The following is an 18,475-nucleotide window of genomic DNA, read 5'->3' on the forward strand; positions in this document are numbered from 1 at the left end:
TTCAAACTCAAGATTTCAATGCTTCGGCTAGTTTCGCGATCTTGCCACGAACTGAGCCATCGATAACCAGGTCGCCGGCGCGGATGACGACACCCCCTATAAGAGAGGCATCCTCCGCAGCATGCAGGCGCACTTCCCGGCCGAGCCGTGCACTGAGAACCTTGGCGAGTTTGTCTTGCTGTTCTTGGTTCAATGCGAAAGCACTGGTGACATCCACATCGACCGATTTTTCCTGCTCGGCCTTGTACAGGTCGAACAGTTCGGCGATCTCCGGCAAAAGCGGGAGGCGGTCGTTTTCAGCAACGACGTGAATGAAATTCTGTGCCTTGGCATCGAACTTTTCGCCACACACTTCAATAAAAGTGGTGGCCTTTTGTGCGCTCGTCAGTCGCGGGGCCTTGAGCATGCGCTGCATGGTGTCGTCTTGTGACACCGCAGCAGCCAGGCCGAGCATGGCTGACCAATTGGCCAGCTGCTGGTGGGCCTGCGCATGCTCGAAGGCCGCCTTCGCGTAAGGTCGGGCCAACGTGGTCAGTTCTGCCATGATCGCCCTCGCTTAAATTTCAGCAGCCAGTTTGTTAACCAGCTCCGCGTGCGCGTTTTGATCGATTGTGGCACCCAGGATCTTCTCTGCGCCATTGACTGCCAGGCTACCCAACTGGGCGCGCAAGGCGTCTTTGACACCGTTCAGTTCCTGCTCGATCTCGGCATGAGCCTGAGCCTTCACACGGTCAGCTTCAACGCGTGCCGTTTCACGGGCTTCGTCGACAATCTGAGTACCGCGTTTCTTGGCTTGCTCAATGATCTCGGCTGCTTGAGCTTTAGCTTCGCGCAGTTGTTGACCCGCTTTTTCTTGGGCCAGCTCCAGGTCGCGAGCTGCTCGGGAAGCAGCGTCCAGTCCATCCGCGATCTTCTTCTGACGTTCGTGCAAAGCCGCGATGACCGGAGGCCACACGAACTTCATGCAGAAAATCACAAAAATGAAGAACGCAACGGACTGGCCAATCAGGGTTGCATTAATGTTCACGCCAACACCTCGCTCGTTCGTTGTCCATCACACCAATCAACTCGAAAATTCGAGTGATCAGCCAGCGAGTTGACCAACGAAGGGGTTCGCAAAGGTGAAGAACAGAGCGATACCGACACCGATCATGGTCACGGCGTCGAGCAAGCCCGCAACGATGAACATTTTAACTTGCAGCATTGGAACCATTTCCGGCTGACGCGCTGCGCCTTCCAGGAACTTGCCGCCCAACAGGCCGAAACCGATTGCAGTACCCAGTGCGCCCAGGCCGATCAACAGTGCAACAGCGATAGCGGTTAGACCAACTACAGTTTCCATCTTTCCTCCCGACTTTTACGTCGTATTGGTTAGGTTTTTTTAATTGAAGCGGTAAAACAAAATCGTTTCTACATCAGCCCTTGCGGGCACCGCCTCGCCACTGGCGAGACGGTCATCAGACGCGTCCTGAGACGAATCTCAATGGTTATCTTCGTGAGCCATCGACAGGTAGACGATGGTCAGCATCATGAAGATGAACGCTTGCAGGGTGATGATCAGGATGTGGAACACAGCCCACGCCCACTGCAGCACTACACCCAGACCGCTGAGCCACAACAGACCGCTGCCGAACATCACGGCGATCAGAATGAAGACCAGCTCGCCAGCATACATGTTGCCGAACAGACGCAGAGCCAGGGAAATCGGCTTGGCGATGAGCGTCACGAATTCCAGCAGGAAGTTGACCGGGATCAACAGCGCCTGAACGAACAGGTTCTTGCTGCCAAACGGGTGAAGGGTCAGCTCGCCGATGAAACCGCCGATGCCCTTGACCTTGATGCTGTAGAAAATGATCAGTGCGAACACGGACAGGGCCATGCCCAGCGTGGCGTTCGGGTCAGTGGTCGACACGGCACGGAACGGAATGTGCGAGTCACCCGAGATCATCATCGCCAGCTGTGGAATCCAGTCCACCGGTACCAGGTCGACCGCGTTCATCAGGAATACCCAGACGAAAATGGTCAACGCCAGTGGCGCGATGACCGCGCTGCGGCCGTGGAAGCTGTCTTTCACGCTGCCGTCGACGAACTCGACCAGAACTTCGACGAAGTTCTGCAGTGCGCCAGGCTGACCGGAAGTTGCCTTCTTGGCCGCCATGCGGAAGATCAGAACGAAAATCAGACCCAACGCAACCGACCAGCCGAGGGTATCGACGTGGAAGGCCCAGAAACCCATTTCCTTGGCTTCCGCTGCGGTGTGGGCAAAGCCCCATTCGCCATTGGGCAGGTGCCCGAATGTAAGGTTCTGCAAGTGGTGCTGGATATAGCCCGAAGCTGTTTGCTCTGCCATGGTTGCCTCAAACGCCCTAAGGTCTCGAAAGTCTTGTTCTCGTAAGCAGGGGAGCGAACCAGTTGACCACCTGGATCAACATGAACACGCCGAATACAGCCAGCGGCGCCAAAGGCTTCACACCTGCGAACGTCAATGCAAAAAGCACTGCCGTGAAAATCAGTTTGCCTGCCTCGCCGGCGTAGAACGACCGAACGATGGCTTGCGCTGCTCTGGCCCCGGAAAACCGGAATGCCTTGTGAGCAAAGTATAAATTGGGTAGCCAGGCTATCAGGCCTCCGCAGAGTCCCGAATATCCTGCAACGACTCCTTGCCACTGCCACAGCACCAATGCGGCCATGAGCAGCACGATCAATTGAGCCAGCAAAAGCGGGAAAACCGCCAGGCGATAGAACGGCAAGCGGTCTGGCATGCGGGATTCCATCGCAACTGCTCCTTTGATGTCGGTCGCCATGATCAATAACTTGGCATAATTTGTGCCGACAAAATGCGCGCAGAGTATAGGGGCGGTTAAGCCCCTATTCAACAGTCGGGTAGTGATTTCCGACTATACGCTACAGAGCAATTGTTTCAGCGGATGTGAGCGAGCACTCCCTGAAGCTCGTCCAGCGAGTTGTAACGGATAACCAATTGACCTTTGCCCTTCTGACCGTGACGAATCTGCACCGCAGAGCCCAGACGCTCGGCCAGGCGCTGTTCGAGGCGGCTGATGTCCGGGTCGGTCTTCACCGGCTCGGCGGCCTCTGCCTTGCCACTCAGCCACTGCCTGACCAGTGCTTCGGTCTGGCGTACGGTAAGCCCGCGTGCGACAACATGTCGCGCACCTTCGACCTGCCGATCTTCACCCAGTCCGAGCAATGCACGCGCATGGCCCATTTCCAGATCGCCATGAGACAGCATCGTCTTGATGGCCTCCGGCAAGGCGATCAGGCGTAACAGGTTGGCGACACTGACTCGCGACTTGCCGACGGCATCAGCCACCTGCTGCTGGGTCAGTTGAAACTCCTGCTGCAAGCGCTGCAGCGCCATGGCCTCTTCAATCGGGTTGAGGTCCTCACGCTGGATGTTCTCGATCAGCGCCATCGCAATCGCGGTTTCGTCCGGTACATCGCGGACCATCGCCGGGATCGTCTCCACACCTGCCTGCTGGCTGGCACGCCAGCGACGCTCACCCGCGATGATCTCGAAGCGGTTGTCACCGATAGGACGCACCACGATCGGCTGCATCACGCCCTGCGACTTGATCGACTGCGCAAGTTCTTCGAGTGCCTGCGGGTCCATGTCACGGCGCGGCTGGTACTTGCCGCGCTGGATCAGGTCCAGCGGCACATGCTGCAACTCACTTGGCGGGGCCTTGACGGCCTGTTCTTCCAGCGAACTGACGGTTGGACTGCTCAGAAGTGCGTCCAACCCACGTCCGAGACCTCGTTTCTTGACGGCCATGGGAATTCCTTAGGTTGGCTGAGCGGTTTTTGCGCCGCGACGTTGACGACGAACCAGTTCACTTGCCAGGGCCAGATAGGCCAGCGCACCACGAGACGACTTGTCATACGCCAGTACCGGCATGCCGAAACTCGGTGCCTCGGCCAGGCGGATGTTCCTCGGTATCACGGTGTCGTACAGCTGCTCGCCGAAGTGTTCCTTGAGCTGCGCCGAAACGTCGTTGATCAGGCTCAGCCGCGGATCATACATGGTGCGCAGCAGGCCTTCGATTTTCAGCTGCGGGTTGAGCAGTTCAGCGATGCGCTTGATGTTATCCACAAGGTCACTGAGACCTTCGAGTGCAAAGTACTCGCACTGCATGGGGATAATTACGCCGTCTGCCGCGACCAGTGCGTTCAGGGTCAGCATCGACAGCGAAGGTGGGCAATCGATGAGAATGTAATCGTAATTCTCGCGGATAGGCGCCAGCGCATTGCGCAGACGACTCTCTTTCATCTGCATTTCCAGCAGAACCACTTCGCCCGCCGTCAGATCACGGTTGGCCGGAAGCAGTTGATAACCACCGTGCTCGGAAAACTGCATGGCCTCGCCCAGATCGCATTCGCCGATCAACAGGTCGTAGACGGAGTTTTCCAGGTTGTGTTTATCCACACCGCTGCCCATGGTCGCATTGCCCTGGGGATCGAGATCGATCAACAGCACACGGCGCTTGGTCGCGACCAGTGACGCGGCGAGGTTGATGCATGTGGTGGTCTTGCCGACCCCACCTTTCTGGTTCGCTATCGCGAATACCTTAGCCATTCTTGCTTGTGTTCCCAGTCATGCCGTGCGGCGCAGTATCAGCAGATGGCGTTGGCCTTGGCAACCCGGAACGGTCAAGGCGTGTGCGCTATCGAGGTGAAAATCCGAGGGCAATGCTACCAGCTCATCGTCAGGATGCAGCCCTTTCATTGCCAGCCAGCGTGTATTGACGTCGCCCATGTGACGCGTCCAGCCGGTGAAGTCTTCCAGGCTGCTGAACGCACGGGAGATGATCCCGTCGAAAGGCACTTCAGGCTGATAACTTTCTGCACGGCTGTGGATAACTTCAAGATTATCCAGTTTCAGCTCAAGTTTGACCTGGGTCTGAAACCGGGTTTTCTTGCCATTGCTGTCCAGCAGCGCCACTTTGCGCTCCGGAAACAGGATGGCCATGGGAATGCCGGGCATCCCACCGCCGCTGCCGACGTCGATCCAGCGTGTACCTTCGATGAAGGGCACCACACTGAGACTGTCGAGCAGATGCCTCGATACCATTTCGTCCGGGTTGCGTACCGCAGTCAGGTTGTAGGCCTTGTTCCACTTGATCAACAACGCCAGATACGCCAGCAATTGCTCGTGCTGTGCCGGGCTGAGGTCAATCCCCAATTCCCGGGCACCGGTGGATAACTCTTGGGCGTGTTGCGGGGTGACCATAGAACTCAAGCGCTTTGCTCCAACTGACGGCCCGCGCCGCGTTTTTTCAAATGGATCATCAACAGCGATATCGCTGCAGGCGTAACGCCGGGGATGCGCGATGCCTGTCCGAGTGTTTGCGGACGAGTTATCCCCAGCTTGCTTTGGATTTCTTTCGACAGGCCGGAGATCGCGGCGTAGTCGATGTCTTCCGGCAGACCAGTGTCTTCACTGGCGCGCAGACGGGCAATTTCGTCCTGCTGGCGGTCAATGTAACCGGCATATTTTGTCTTGATCTCGACCTGCTCGGCGACCTGGGGATCGATGCAGCCCTGGCCAGTGATTGAAATCAGGCTGGCGTAGTCGATTTCCGGACGAGTCAGCAGGTTGAGCAAATTGTATTCGTGGGTCAGCGGCGTGCCGAAGTGTGCAGCAATCGCATCGCCCTGCTCGGTACCGGGACGCACCCAGGTACTTTTCAAACGCTGTTCTTCCAGCTCGATGCTTTCACGCTTGGTGCAGAACGCAGCCCAGCGGGCATCGTCGACCAGGCCCAGTTCGCGGCCCTTTTCGGTAAGTCGCAGGTCAGCGTTGTCTTCGCGCAGGATCAAACGGTATTCGGCCCTGGAAGTGAACATCCGGTAAGGCTCTTGCGTACCGAGCGTGATCAGGTCGTCGACCAGAACGCCGATGTACGCTTCATCGCGACGCGGGCACCAGCTGTCTCGACCCTGTGCGCGCAGCGCGGCATTGGTCCCGGCCAGCAAACCCTGAGCGCCTGCCTCTTCGTAACCGGTCGTGCCGTTGATCTGGCCAGCGAAGAACAGACCGCCGATGACCTTGGTTTCCAGGCTGTATTTCAGATCACGCGGGTCGAAATAGTCGTATTCGATGGCGTAACCAGGGCGAACGATGTGTGCGTTCTCCATGCCGCGAATCGATTGGACGATCTGCAATTGCACGTCGAATGGCAACGACGTGGAAATACCGTTCGGGTACAGCTCGTGCGTGGTCAACCCTTCCGGCTCGATGAAGACCTGATGGCTTTCCTTGTCGGCAAACCGGTGGATCTTGTCTTCGATCGACGGGCAGTAACGTGGACCAATACCTTCGATAACACCCGAATACATCGGCGAGCGATCGAGGTTGGACGCAATGATTTCGTGAGTCCGCGCGTTGGTGTGCGTAATCCAGCAACTGACCTGCGGCGGATGCTGTTCCTTGTTGCCCAGGAACGACATGACCGGGATCGGTGTGTCACCTGGCTGCTCGGTCATCACCGAGAAATCCACAGAACGCCCGTCAATGCGTGGCGGGGTCCCGGTTTTCAGGCGGCCGACGCGTAGCGGTAGTTCACGCAGTCGTTGCGCCAGTGCGATCGAGGGAGGATCACCTGCCCGACCGCCCGAGTAATTTTGCATACCGATGTGGATAAGTCCGCCAAGGAACGTACCTGTGGTCAACACCACGGACTCGGCAAATATGCGCATACCCATCTGGGTCACGACGCCGCGCACTTGATCCTGTTCGACGATCAGGTCATCGCAGGCTTGCTGAAATATCCACAGATTCGGCTGGTTTTCCAGGATTTCGCGGATGGCTGCCTTGTACAGCACGCGATCAGCCTGTGCACGGGTAGCTCGTACGGCCGGCCCCTTGCGGCTGTTCAGCACGCGGAACTGGATACCGCCCTTGTCAGTAGCCATGGCCATGGCGCCGCCCAAGGCGTCGATTTCCTTGACCAGATGGCTTTTACCGATACCACCTATGGCCGGGTTGCAACTCATCTGGCCGAGTGTTTCCACGTTGTGGGTCAGCAACAGGGTTTTGACACCCATGCGTGCCGACGCCAGTGCGGCCTCGGTACCGGCATGACCGCCACCGATGACGATCACTTCAAAACGGGAAGGGAAATCCACCACGCACCTCGTGCCTGTTGTCGATGAGAAATTGGGATAGCTGACAAGTATAGGGACTTACCCCACCTGAATGAAACCCGTTGGACAAAATTTAACCAGCTGTGGAAAACTCGCGAATAAAGAAAATAAAAAGGAAAGAAAGTTTATAAAGCCTTGTTTTTATGTTTATTCTTACTGAGCCACCTTTCTGTGGATAGATCTCTACAGGCCTTTATTTTCAACGTGTACAGAGATTCAAAAGCCTGTGTTCATGTGGGGATGAGGGGTTTGGATAACCGTCCTGAGCCTGTTGATAAGATAGCCACTTGTCCACAGGGGCATTTATCTTCAGGTTTGCACCCTGCTTACCCACCGAGCTGAAGGGCAGTTATTCACAGGGCTTAATCCACAAAAAAACGGCTCTTCAGCAAAAATCAGGCACAGAAAATCCCTCCCTCGGGCATGTCTGCTCGTCAGATTCAGGTGTCGAGGCAAAATTAAAGGAGGAAATAGCCGAGTATGTGGATAACGCTGCCGCTGAAAGAGGCGTCTTGTGGTGCTTGAAGGCATGACCCAGGGCGGGCCATGCCAGGAGGTTTACTTACCGATGCAGAAGCTAGAGAAGATTCTGCCAAGCAGGTCGTCGGAACTGAATGCGCCGGTAATCTCGCCAAGCGCTTGCTGTGCCTGACGCAGGTCTTCGGCCAGTAGCTCTCCAGCGCCCGCCAGGGTGAGTTGAGCCCTGCCGTGTTCCAGCGAGTCACTGGCATGGCGCAGCGCCTCAAGATGGCGTCGACGCGCGCTGAAGCTGCTTTCCGAGGTTTGTTCATAGCCCATGCAGGCCTTGAGATGCTCGCGCAGCAGTTCAAGCCCTTCGCCACCAGACCTGGCGCTCAGGCTGATGGTGACGTGGCCATCAACGCTGGTCTGCAGATCGACGGGGTCTCCACTCAGATCTGCCTTGTTGCGTATCAGCGTGACTTTCGACGGGTCCGGACGCTGCTCGAGGAATTCGGGCCACAGTGCAAACGGGTCTGCTGCCTCCGGCGCGGTCGCATCCACCACCAGCAGAATCCGGTCAGCTTCGCCGATGGCCTTGAGTGCGCGCTGCACGCCGATCATTTCCACCTGATCTTGAGTATCCCGCAGCCCTGCAGTGTCGACGACGTGCAAGGGCATTCCATCTATGTGGATATGTTCACGCAGTACATCGCGGGTTGTGCCGGCGATCTCGGTGACAATCGCCGCCTCCCTGCCCGCCAGAGCGTTCAGCAGACTGGATTTGCCCGCATTGGGGCGTCCGGCAATCACCACGGTCATGCCGTCGCGTAACAAGGCACCCTGCCCGGCTTCACGCAGCACTGTGGATAACTCGGCACGCACGTCATCGAGCATGTTCAGAACGTGGCCATCGGCAAGGAAGTCGATTTCCTCTTCGGGGAAGTCGATTGCAGCCTCTACGTAGATGCGCAGGCTGATCAATTTCTCGGTCAAGTTATCCACACGCCTTGAGAAAGCACCCTGCAGTGAGCGCAGTGCATTACGCGCTGCCTGTGCAGAACTTGCCTCGATCAGGTCGGCAATCGCTTCTGCCTGAGCAAGATCGAGCTTGTCATTGAGAAAGGCGCGCTCACTGAACTCGCCCGGACGAGCCAGTCGGCTGCCCAGTTGCAGGCAGCGTTGCAGCAGCATGTCCAGAACGATGGGGCCGCCGTGGCCCTGAAGTTCCAGCACGTCTTCGCCGGTGAACGAGTTGGGTCCCGGAAAATATAGCGCTATGCCTTCGTCGAGTACCTGTCCGGCATCGTCGACAAAGGGGCCGTAGTGGGCAAATCGGGGCTTGAGGGTCCGGCCGATAATGGCTTCGGCGGCCTTGCCCGCCAGAGGACCTGACACCCGGACGATACCGACACCGCCACGCCCTTGGGCTGTGGCGATGGCGGCAATGGTTTCACGAGGAACGTTCATGCTCCGGCTCCCGGGCAAATGACGGATAGCAAAACGCCCCACGAGGGGGCGTCTTGTAGAACTTATTCACAGGTTAGATCAGGCAGCTGCTTTCTTGGTAGCCGCTTCGATCTTGCGAGTGATGTAAGCCTGCTGAGCGATCGACAGGGTGTTGTTCACAACCCAGTACAGAACCAGACCGGCAGGGAACCACAGGAAGAAGAACGTGAAAATGATCGGCATCATTTTCATGACCTTGGCCTGCATCGGATCCGGCGGAGTCGGGTTCAGACGCTGCTGAATGAACATGGTCGCGCCCATGATGATCGGCAGGATAAAGAACGGGTCCTTGATCGACAGGTCGGTTATCCACAGGATCCATGGTGCCTGACGCATTTCCACGCTTTCCAGGAGTACCCAGTACAGCGAAAGGAAAACCGGCATTTGCACAAGAATCGGCAAGCATCCACCCAACGGGTTGATCTTCTCTTTCTTGTACAGCTCCATCATTGCCTGGGACATCTTCTGACGATCATCGCCATGCTGCTCTTTCAGCAATGCAAGCTTCGGAGCCACGGCGCGCATGCGTGCCATCGACTTGTAGCTGGCTGCGGAGAGCGGGAAGAACAGGCCTTTGATCAGCATGGTCAGAACAATGATCGACCAGCCCCAGTTACCGAGGATGGCGTGGATATGTTGCAGCAGCCAGAAGATAGGCTGGGCAATGAACCACAGGAAACCATAATCGACGGTCAGCTCCAGGCCTGGGGATAACTCTTTGAGTACCGCCTGGCTTTTCGGACCTGCGTACAGGGTGGCACTGGTTTCACCTTGTGCACCATGTGCAACCGACAGAGTCGGGCTGGTGAAGCCGATGATGTAGTTGCCCTGGCTGTCTTTGCGGGTCTGAACGGCGTTGGTTGCGTTGTGATCCGGAATCCACGCAGTCACGAAGTAGTGCTGCAACCATGCAACCCAACCGCCCTGGACAGTTTCCTTGACCTGGCCCTTGTCGATATCTTTCATCGACACTTTCTTGTACGGCTCGGCCGCAGTCCACAGGGCAGCGCCCAGATAGGTAGCGGTGCCGGTAGCAGTCGTCGAAGAAGGATCGGAGCTGGCATCGCGCTTCAATTGCGCGAACAGATTACCCGACCAGGGTTGTGCGCTCTGGTTATCCACAACGTAAGTCATGACCAGATCGTACAGACCGCGCTTGAAGGTGAAGCGCTTGATGTAATTGACGCCGTTTTCCGAGAATTTCAGATCCACGACCATCGTGTCCTGGCCATCAGCCAGTTGATAAGTCTTTTGTGTGGAGGTGTAAACCGGACGACCGGCAGCGCGTGCATCAGGACCGTTGGTCCCGGTCAGGCCGCTTTGTGCCAGAAAAGTACGCTCGCCGCCGTTGTCGAACAACTGAAACGGAACGTCAGGACGATCCTGACGACGCGGGTACAGAGGCAAACGAAGCTGAACGACGTCGCCACCCACCGGATCGATCGCCAGATCGAGCACATCGGTCTTGACGTGGATAAGGTCTTTGCTGGCTACGGCCGGAGTTTCAAGAGGTGCTGCAGCCGTATTGGCCGTAGCGTTTGCGCTTGGAACATCGGCACTTGCAGAACCATTAGTACCAGCGGCCGTATCCGGAATACCCGGTGCGGTGGTGCTGGCTGCAACATTCTGGGTCGGCATGGCAGCCTGGCCATAGTCTTGGTTCCATTTCAGAACCCCGACGTAGGTCACGATTGCCAGGGCGACGATCAGGATCGTGCGTTTAATATCCATGATTACTCGGCCATCGAAGAAGAACGGGAGGTGGGGACAGCTGGAACCGGGTCATAACCACCGGGATTCCATGGGTGACAGCGACCAAGACGACGAATTGACAGCCAGCCACCGCGCAAAAGGCCATGATTTTCGATGGCTTCATACGCGTAGCAGGAGCAACTGGGGTAGAAACGACAGTGACTGGCCATCAGCGGGCTAATGGCATAGCGATAGAACTGGATCGGAACGAGTGCCAGTTTACGCATCTGGACTGTCTACCCCTGCAGGTTCGGATTTTTCTTCCGGAATGGGTCGGCTACGCGCCAGACGTTTCCAGAGCTTGCCGAAATGCTGAATCAGTTCAGGGTTTTCTACGTCACCCAAGCCTTTACGCGCGACGATCACGATATCCCAACCGACCAAACTGTCTTGGTGTTGGCGAAATGATTCGCGCATCAGGCGTTTCAAACGATTGCGCTCGACGGAGAGCTTCACGCTCTTTTTACCTATCACAAGCCCCAGGCGGGGATGATCGAGGTCGTTGTTGCGCGCAAGGAGCAGGAGATTTTTCCCCGGAACCTTGCCGGTAGGGGAGTCAAAGACTGCCTTGAAATGCCGGGGAGTGAGCAAACGCTTTTCCCGACTGAAGTCTCGACTCACCTCCTGTGCCGATTTATCAAACTGCCAGACGCTTACGGCCTTTGGCACGACGACGCGAAAGAACTGCGCGGCCGTTTTTGGTGGCCATACGTGCACGGAAACCGTGGGTGCGGGCGCGCTTGATAGTGCTGGGTTGGAAAGTACGTTTCATGGCGTGTTACCTGGTTCGTCCACTACGGGCCGGAATGGCCCCCGTTTTAAGAGACCGGGGATTCTAGAGAAAGCAGGCCCGCAGGTCAATTTCCAACCAGCTTTTCTTCATAGGCGTCTTTTTATAGCTGAACGTCCTCTTCTTCTCATTCACCGCTACGCTAACCCGCTCCTGTTATAGAAATAAAAAGAAGAGAGTATTTAAAGCTTCTTTATAAAGCTTATAACTCTTACGCAGAGCTTTTCTGTGGATAACATCACACAGCCCTTGTTATTCAATGTGTACAGAGGTCAGAAAGGTTGTCGAGAAACGGTGCCTTGCCTGTGCCGGACCCTCGGAAAAGCTGTGCATGGAACGCCTCTTTATCCACAGGCGAGTTATGCACAGAGTTCAAGCCCGACTTATGCAACGGGCTGAAGACGGGTTATCCACAGCGCTTACGCGTTGACCGTTTGTCGTGTGGGCCATGCATAAATCGTTGATTTATAGCCGTCTGTGAGCAACCTACATGTGGATAAGTCGCCTCTGGGTCGTTACAATGGCGGCTGTTTTTGCCTCACCGGCTTTCAACTCAGGGGATATCCGTGTCAGTGGAACTTTGGCAGCAGTGCGTGGAGCTTTTGCGCGATGAGCTGCCTGCCCAGCAATTCAACACTTGGATCCGTCCGCTACAGGTCGAAGCCGAAGGCGACGAGTTGCGTGTGTATGCACCCAATCGTTTTGTTCTCGACTGGGTCAACGAAAAGTACCTTGGTCGTTTGCTTGAGCTTCTTGGCGAACACGGTCAAGGCATGGCCCCTGCTCTTTCCTTATTAATAGGAAGCAAGCGCAGCTCCGCACCCCGTGCCGCTCCGAATGCGCCATTGGCCGCTGCAGCCTCCCAGGCGCTGTCTGCCAACTCGGTGAGCAGCGTCTCGGCACCGGCTCCTGCCACGGCTGCGCCAGCTGCTGCCGTAGCGACGCCGGCACCGGTTCAGAACGTTGCAGCACACAACGAGCCGTCGCGTGACAGCTTTGATCCGATGGCAGGTGCCAGCTCGCAACAAGCGCCCGCTCGCGCAGAACAGCGCACCGTTCAGGTAGAAGGTGCGCTCAAGCACACCAGTTACCTGAACCGTACGTTCACCTTCGAGAATTTCGTCGAGGGTAAGTCCAACCAGCTGGCACGCGCTGCGGCCTGGCAGGTTGCCGACAACCCCAAGCATGGCTACAACCCACTGTTCCTTTATGGCGGTGTGGGTCTCGGTAAAACTCACTTGATGCATGCTGTGGGTAACCACCTGCTGAAGAAGAATCCGAATGCCAAGGTCGTGTACCTGCACTCGGAGCGCTTCGTCGCAGATATGGTCAAGGCGTTGCAGCTCAATGCAATCAACGAGTTCAAGCGCTTCTACCGCTCAGTCGATGCGCTGCTGATCGATGACATCCAGTTTTTTGCGCGCAAGGAACGCTCACAGGAAGAGTTTTTCCACACGTTCAACGCGCTGCTGGAAGGCGGACAACAGGTCATTCTGACCAGCGACCGCTATCCCAAGGAAATCGAAGGCCTTGAAGAGCGACTCAAGTCGCGTTTCGGCTGGGGCCTGACGGTTGCCGTCGAGCCTCCGGAGCTGGAAACCCGCGTGGCGATCCTCATGAAGAAAGCAGATCAGGCCAAGGTCGATCTGCCTCATGACGCAGCGTTCTTCATTGCCCAGCGAATTCGCTCCAACGTGCGTGAGCTTGAAGGTGCGCTCAAGCGCGTCATCGCTCACTCGCACTTCATGGGCCGCGACATCACCATCGAGTTGATTCGCGAGTCGCTGAAGGACTTGCTGGCGTTGCAGGACAAGCTGGTCAGTGTGGATAACATTCAGCGCACCGTCGCCGAGTACTACAAGATCAAGATCTCCGATTTGTTGTCCAAGCGTCGTTCCCGCTCTGTCGCCCGGCCTCGCCAGGTCGCGATGGCGCTCTCCAAGGAACTCACCAACCACAGTCTTCCGGAAATCGGTGATGTGTTTGGTGGCCGTGACCACACGACCGTCTTGCACGCATGCCGAAAGATCAACGAGCTCAAGGAATCCGATGCGGATATCCGCGAGGACTACAAGAACCTGCTGCGCACTCTGACTACGTGATAACGCCAGTGCAGCTCATCAAGGCAAGGGACTAGACCATGCATTTCACCATTCAACGCGAAGCCCTGTTGAAACCCCTGCAATTGGTCGCCGGCGTCGTCGAACGCCGCCAGACCTTGCCGGTTCTTTCCAATGTTCTCCTGGTCGTCGAAGGTCAGCAACTGTCGCTGACGGGTACGGATCTGGAAGTCGAACTGGTTGGCCGCGTCCAGCTGGAAGAGCCTGCCGAGCCTGGAGAGATCACGGTTCCTGCGCGCAAGCTCATGGACATTTGCAAGAGCCTGTCTAATGACGCGCTGATCGACATCAAGCTCGACGAATCGAAACTGATCGTCAAGGCCGGTCGTAGCCGCTTCACTCTGTCGACACTGCCTGCCAATGACTTCCCTACCGTCGAAGAAGGTCCGGGCTCGCTGACGTTCACTCTGGTGCAGAGCAAACTGCGTCGCTTGATCGAGCGCACCAGCTTTGCGATGGCCCAGCAGGACGTTCGTTACTACCTCAATGGCATGTTGCTGGAAGTAAGCGCCGGTATCTTGCGCGCAGTGGCTACTGACGGTCACCGCCTGGCCATGTGCTCGATGTCTGCCGATATCGAACATGCCGATCGCCATCAGGTGATCGTTCCACGTAAAGGTATTCTCGAAATGGCGCGCCTGCTGACCGAGCAGGACGGCACGGTCAGTATCGTTCTGGGTCAGCATCACATTCGTGCGACCACTGGCGAATTCACCTTCACCTCCAAACTGGTGGATGGCAAGTTCCCCGACTACGAGCGCGTGCTGCCTAAAGGTGGTGACAAGCTGGTGCTCGGTGATCGTCAGGCACTGCGTGAGGCGTTCAGCCGTACGGCGATTCTGTCCAACGAGAAGTACCGCGGCATCCGTCTGCAACTGGCCAGCGGTCAATTGAAGATTCAGGCCAACAACCCTGAGCAGGAAGAAGCAGAAGAAGAAATCAGCGTTGAATACAACGGTGATTCGCTGGAGATTGGTTTCAACGTGAGCTACCTGCTCGACGTGCTGGGCGTCATGACGACTGAGCAGGTTCGCCTGATTCTGTCTGACTCCAACAGCAGCGCACTGGTGCAAGAGTCTGATAACGACGACTCCGCCTACGTTGTCATGCCGATGCGTCTGTAACTTCATGTCCAGCGCAACCTAGATGTCTCTTAGTCGCGTCTCGGTCACCGGGGTGCGCAATCTGCACCCGGTGACCCTCTCCCCCTCCCCGCGTATCAATATCCTCTACGGCGCAAACGGCAGTGGCAAAACCAGCGTGCTGGAAGCTATCCATCTGCTGGGCATCGCCCGCTCGTTTCGCAGCAGTCGCCTGTTGCCTGTCATTCAGTACGAGCAGCCGTCATGTACGGTTTTCGGGCAGGTCGATCTTGCGCAAGGTGGACACAGCAATCTAGGTGTTTCACGCGACCGCCAAGGCGAGTTCCAGATTCGTATCAACGGGCAAAACGCCAGAAGCGCAGCGCAGCTAGCAGAAATTCTGCCGCTGCAGCTCATCAACCCCGACAGCTTCCGATTGCTCGAAGGTGCGCCGAAGATACGCAGGCAGTTTCTGGATTGGGGAGTGTTCCACGTGGAACCTCGCTTTATGGCTACGTGGCAGCGCCTGCAGAAGGCCCTCAAGCAGCGGAACTCGTGGCTTCGGCATGGTACACTTGACGCCGCTTCACAGGCGGCATGGGACCGTGAGCTGTGCTCGGCAAGTGATGAGATCGACGAGTTCCGTCGGGCTTATATCAAGGCACTGAAGCCGGTCTTTGAACAGACTTTGAGCGAACTTGTTGAGCTTGAAGGTTTGACCCTGAGCTACTACCGAGGATGGGACAAGGAAAAAGAGCTAAGTACAGTGCTCGCCTCTTCCCTCCACCGCGATCAGCAAATGGGCCACACCCAGGCCGGACCACAACGAGCTGACCTGCGCCTTAGATTAGGCGCGCACAATGCGGCAGATATTCTGTCTCGCGGTCAGCAAAAGCTGGTGGTCTGCGCACTGCGTATTGCTCAGGGACATCTGGTCAGCCAGGTCCGTCGAGGCCAGTGTATTTACCTGGTAGATGATTTGCCCTCCGAACTGGATGACAACCATCGACGCGCGCTTTGCCGCTTGCTGGAAGAATTACGCTGCCAGGTTTTTATCACCTGTGTAGATCAAGAATTTTTGAGGGAAGGCTGGCAGACGGAAACGCCAGTCGCTTTGTTCCACGTGGAACAAGGCCGTATCACCCAGACCCACGACCATCGGGAGTGATTGCATGAGCGAAAACCAAACGTACGACTCGTCCAGCATTAAGGTGCTGAAAGGACTTGATGCCGTACGCAAGCGTCCCGGAATGTACATCGGTGATACAGACGATGGCAGCGGTCTGCACCACATGGTGTTCGAGGTGGTTGATAACTCGATCGACGAAGCATTGGCAGGCCATTGCGACGACATCAGCATCATCATCCACCCAGACGAATCTATCACCGTGCGCGACAACGGCCGCGGTATTCCGGTAGACGTGCATAAAGAAGAAGGCGTATCGGCAGCCGAGGTCATCATGACCGTGCTCCACGCTGGCGGTAAGTTCGATGACAACTCCTACAAAGTATCCGGTGGTTTGCACGGTGTAGGTGTCTCTGTGGTTAACGCCCTTTCAGAGCTTCTGTTGCTGACGGTCCGCCGTAGCGGCAAGATCTGGGAACAGACCTATGTTCATGGTGTTCCACAGGAACCGATGAAGATCGTCGGTGAAAGTGACAGCACAGGCACTCAGATCCACTTCAAGCCGTCCGCTGAAACGTTCAAGAACATCCACTTCAGCTGGGACATTCTGGCCAAGCGGATTCGTGAGCTGTCCTTCCTGAACTCCGGTGTCGGCATTGTCCTCAAGGATGAGCGCAGCGGTAAGGAAGAATTGTTCAAATACGAAGGCGGTCTGCGCGCGTTCGTTGAGTACCTGAACACCAACAAAACACCGGTTAACGAAGTGTTCCACTTCAACATCCAGCGTGATGACGGTATCGGTGTCGAGATTGCTTTGCAGTGGAACGACAGCTTCAACGAGAACCTGCTGTGCTTCACTAACAACATTCCGCAGCGTGATGGCGGTACTCACTTGGTGGGTTTCCGTTCTGCGCTGACGCGTAACCTGAACAACTACATCGAGCAGGAAGGTCTGGCCAAGAAGCACAAGGTCGCGACCACTGGCGATGATGCGCGTGAAGGTCTGACGGCGATCATTTCGGTCAAGGTGCCTGATCCGAAGTTCAGCTCGCAGACCAAGGACAAGCTGGTTTCGTCCGAAGTCAAAACGGCTGTCGAACAGGAAATGGGCAAGTACTTCTCCGACTTTCTGTTGGAAAACCCGAACGAAGCCAAAGCGGTTGTCGGCAAGATGATCGACGCAGCCCGTGCCCGTGAAGCTGCGCGCAAGGCGCGTGAGATGACCCGTCGTAAAGGCGCACTGGATATCGCTGGCTTGCCGGGCAAACTGGCGGACTGCCAAGAGAAAGACCCTGCCCTCTCCGAACTGTACCTGGTGGAAGGGGACTCTGCTGGCGGATCAGCCAAGCAGGGGCGTAACCGTAGAACCCAGGCCATCCTGCCGCTCAAGGGCAAGATCCTCAACGTTGAAAAAGCGCGTTTCGACAAGATGATCTCTTCGCAGGAAGTGGGCACCTTGATCACTGCGCTGGGCTGCGGTATTGGCCGTGAAGAGTACAACATCGACAAGTTGCGTTATCACAACATCATCATCATGACCGATGCTGACGTCGACGGCTCGCACATCCGTACCCTGCTGCTGACCTTCTTCTTCCGTCAGTTGCCTGAGCTGATCGAGCGTGGCTACATCTACATCGCTCAGCCGCCGCTGTACAAGGTCAAGAAAGGCAAGCAGGAGCAGTACATCAAGGACGACGAGGCCATGGAAGAATACATGACCCAGTCGGCCCTTGAAGACGCCAGCCTGCACCTCAGCGAATCGGCACCGGGTATCTCCGGTACTGCGCTGGAGAAGCTGGTCAACGACTTCCGCATGGTCATGAAGACCCTCAAGCGCCTGTCGCGTCTGTACCCACAGGAACTGACCGAGCACTTCGTCTACCTGCCGCCGATCACGCTCGAGCAGCTGTCTGACCACGAGGGCATGCAAGCCTGGCTGGCACTGTTCGACGCGCGTCTGCGCACCGGCGAGAAGTCGGGTCTGGTCTACAAGGCCAGCCTGCGTGAAGACCGTGAACGCAACGTCTGGCTGCCAGAGGTCGAACTGATCTCCCACGGCCTGTCGAACTACGTCACCTTCAACCGCGACTTCTTCGGCAGCAACGACTACAAGACCGTTACCGCTCTGGGCGCGCAGATCAGCACGCTTCTGGAAGAAGGTGCCTACGTGCAACGTGGCGAGCGCAAGAAGCCCGTCAACGAGTTCAAGGAAGCCCTCGCCTGGTTGATGGCCGAAAGCACCAAGCGCCACACCATCCAGCGCTACAAAGGTCTGGGTGAAATGAACCCGGACCAGCTGTGGGAAACCACCATGGACCCGAGTGTGCGCCGCATGCTGAAAGTCACCATCGAAGACGCCATCGGCGCTGACCAGATCTTCAACACCCTCATGGGTGATGCGGTCGAGCCACGCCGTGACTTTATTGAAAGTAATGCGTTGGCCGTGTCCAACCTCGACTTCTGATGAAAGCGT

General features: G+C 56.7%; 18 protein-coding genes. 4 read left to right on the forward strand and 14 right to left on the reverse strand.

The genetic code is table 11. The features are described 5' to 3' along the window. Positions 1–7: 7 nt before the first annotated feature. The 14 genes from JOE39_RS19575 to rpmH all read right to left on the reverse strand — a co-directional run bounded on the left by JOE39_RS19575 (position 8) and on the right by rpmH (position 11,656). Positions 8–544: a F0F1 ATP synthase subunit delta gene (locus tag JOE39_RS19575; RefSeq protein WP_003315956.1), complete on the reverse strand. Its 537-nt coding sequence runs from the start codon at positions 542–544 to the stop codon at positions 8–10. Positions 545–556: 12 nt separating this feature from the next. Further along, a complete protein-coding gene (locus JOE39_RS19580; protein ID WP_003315955.1) occupies positions 557–1,027 on the reverse strand; it encodes a F0F1 ATP synthase subunit B in 471 nt (156 codons plus the stop codon). A 57-nt stretch (positions 1,028–1,084) separates the two neighbouring features. Further along, the gene (atpE, locus tag JOE39_RS19585) at positions 1,085–1,342 is read right to left on the reverse strand and encodes a F0F1 ATP synthase subunit C (protein WP_002555987.1); all 258 of its coding nucleotides are present in this window, start codon (positions 1,340–1,342) and stop codon (positions 1,085–1,087) included. Positions 1,343–1,480: 138 nt separating this feature from the next. After that, the gene (atpB, locus tag JOE39_RS19590; RefSeq protein WP_003315954.1) at positions 1,481–2,350 is read right to left on the reverse strand and encodes a F0F1 ATP synthase subunit A; all 870 of its coding nucleotides are present in this window, start codon (positions 2,348–2,350) and stop codon (positions 1,481–1,483) included. A gap of 16 nt (positions 2,351–2,366) precedes the next feature. Further along, positions 2,367–2,774, reverse strand: a complete 408-nt coding sequence (locus JOE39_RS19595; RefSeq protein WP_002555989.1) for a F0F1 ATP synthase subunit I — start codon at positions 2,772–2,774, stop codon at positions 2,367–2,369. 146 nt (positions 2,775–2,920) lie between these two features. Beyond that, positions 2,921–3,793 (reverse strand): ParB/RepB/Spo0J family partition protein, encoded by an 873-nt coding sequence (locus tag JOE39_RS19600; RefSeq protein WP_003315951.1) that lies wholly within the window; start codon positions 3,791–3,793, stop codon positions 2,921–2,923. Positions 3,794–3,802: 9 nt separating this feature from the next. Continuing rightward, the gene (locus JOE39_RS19605) at positions 3,803–4,594 is read right to left on the reverse strand and encodes a ParA family protein (protein ID WP_002555991.1); all 792 of its coding nucleotides are present in this window, start codon (positions 4,592–4,594) and stop codon (positions 3,803–3,805) included. A gap of 18 nt (positions 4,595–4,612) precedes the next feature. Beyond that, entirely contained in the window at positions 4,613–5,257 is a 645-nt protein-coding gene (gene rsmG / locus JOE39_RS19610) for a 16S rRNA (guanine(527)-N(7))-methyltransferase RsmG (RefSeq protein ID WP_003367844.1), read from the reverse strand. Then, on the reverse strand, positions 5,254–7,146 hold the full coding sequence (gene mnmG / locus JOE39_RS19615) for a tRNA uridine-5-carboxymethylaminomethyl(34) synthesis enzyme MnmG (RefSeq protein ID WP_032659633.1): 1,893 nt from the start codon (positions 7,144–7,146) through the stop codon (positions 5,254–5,256). Before mnmG ends, rsmG begins: the two co-directional genes overlap by 4 nt. A gap of 576 nt (positions 7,147–7,722) precedes the next feature. Next, positions 7,723–9,093, reverse strand: a complete 1,371-nt coding sequence (mnmE, locus tag JOE39_RS19620; protein WP_017279505.1) for a tRNA uridine-5-carboxymethylaminomethyl(34) synthesis GTPase MnmE — start codon at positions 9,091–9,093, stop codon at positions 7,723–7,725. A gap of 78 nt (positions 9,094–9,171) precedes the next feature. Then, positions 9,172–10,863 (reverse strand): membrane protein insertase YidC, encoded by a 1,692-nt coding sequence (gene yidC, locus JOE39_RS19625; RefSeq protein WP_210078410.1) that lies wholly within the window; start codon positions 10,861–10,863, stop codon positions 9,172–9,174. Positions 10,864–10,865: 2 nt separating this feature from the next. Then, on the reverse strand, positions 10,866–11,111 hold the full coding sequence (gene yidD / locus JOE39_RS19630) for a membrane protein insertion efficiency factor YidD (RefSeq protein ID WP_002551313.1): 246 nt from the start codon (positions 11,109–11,111) through the stop codon (positions 10,866–10,868). Continuing rightward, positions 11,104–11,505 (reverse strand): ribonuclease P protein component, encoded by a 402-nt coding sequence (gene rnpA, locus JOE39_RS19635; RefSeq protein ID WP_002551314.1) that lies wholly within the window; start codon positions 11,503–11,505, stop codon positions 11,104–11,106. Before rnpA ends, yidD begins: the two co-directional genes overlap by 8 nt. 16 nt (positions 11,506–11,521) lie before the next feature. Continuing rightward, positions 11,522–11,656: a 50S ribosomal protein L34 gene (rpmH, locus tag JOE39_RS19640; RefSeq protein WP_002551315.1), complete on the reverse strand. Its 135-nt coding sequence runs from the start codon at positions 11,654–11,656 to the stop codon at positions 11,522–11,524. Positions 11,657–12,240: 584 nt separating this feature from the next. On the opposite strand from rpmH, the gene dnaA reads away from it, so the two are divergent. From dnaA to gyrB, 4 genes are read left to right on the forward strand one after another with little or no spacing between them, the layout of a single operon-like run. Continuing rightward, positions 12,241–13,776 (forward strand): chromosomal replication initiator protein DnaA, encoded by a 1,536-nt coding sequence (gene dnaA / locus JOE39_RS19645; protein WP_003437057.1) that lies wholly within the window; start codon positions 12,241–12,243, stop codon positions 13,774–13,776. Between the two features lie 38 nt (positions 13,777–13,814). Then, positions 13,815–14,918: a DNA polymerase III subunit beta gene (gene dnaN, locus JOE39_RS19650; RefSeq protein WP_032659497.1), complete on the forward strand. Its 1,104-nt coding sequence runs from the start codon at positions 13,815–13,817 to the stop codon at positions 14,916–14,918. Between the two features lie 22 nt (positions 14,919–14,940). Beyond that, entirely contained in the window at positions 14,941–16,044 is a 1,104-nt protein-coding gene (recF, locus tag JOE39_RS19655; protein ID WP_010422957.1) for a DNA replication/repair protein RecF, read from the forward strand. Between the two features lie 4 nt (positions 16,045–16,048). Next, a complete protein-coding gene (gene gyrB, locus JOE39_RS19660) occupies positions 16,049–18,466 on the forward strand; it encodes a DNA topoisomerase (ATP-hydrolyzing) subunit B (protein ID WP_003340175.1) in 2,418 nt (805 codons plus the stop codon). Positions 18,467–18,475: the final 9 nt, after the last annotated feature.

This window comes from Pseudomonas sp. PvP100 (assembly GCF_017833055.1).
GTDB classification, from domain to species: Bacteria; Pseudomonadota; Gammaproteobacteria; order Pseudomonadales; family Pseudomonadaceae; genus Aquipseudomonas; species Aquipseudomonas syringae.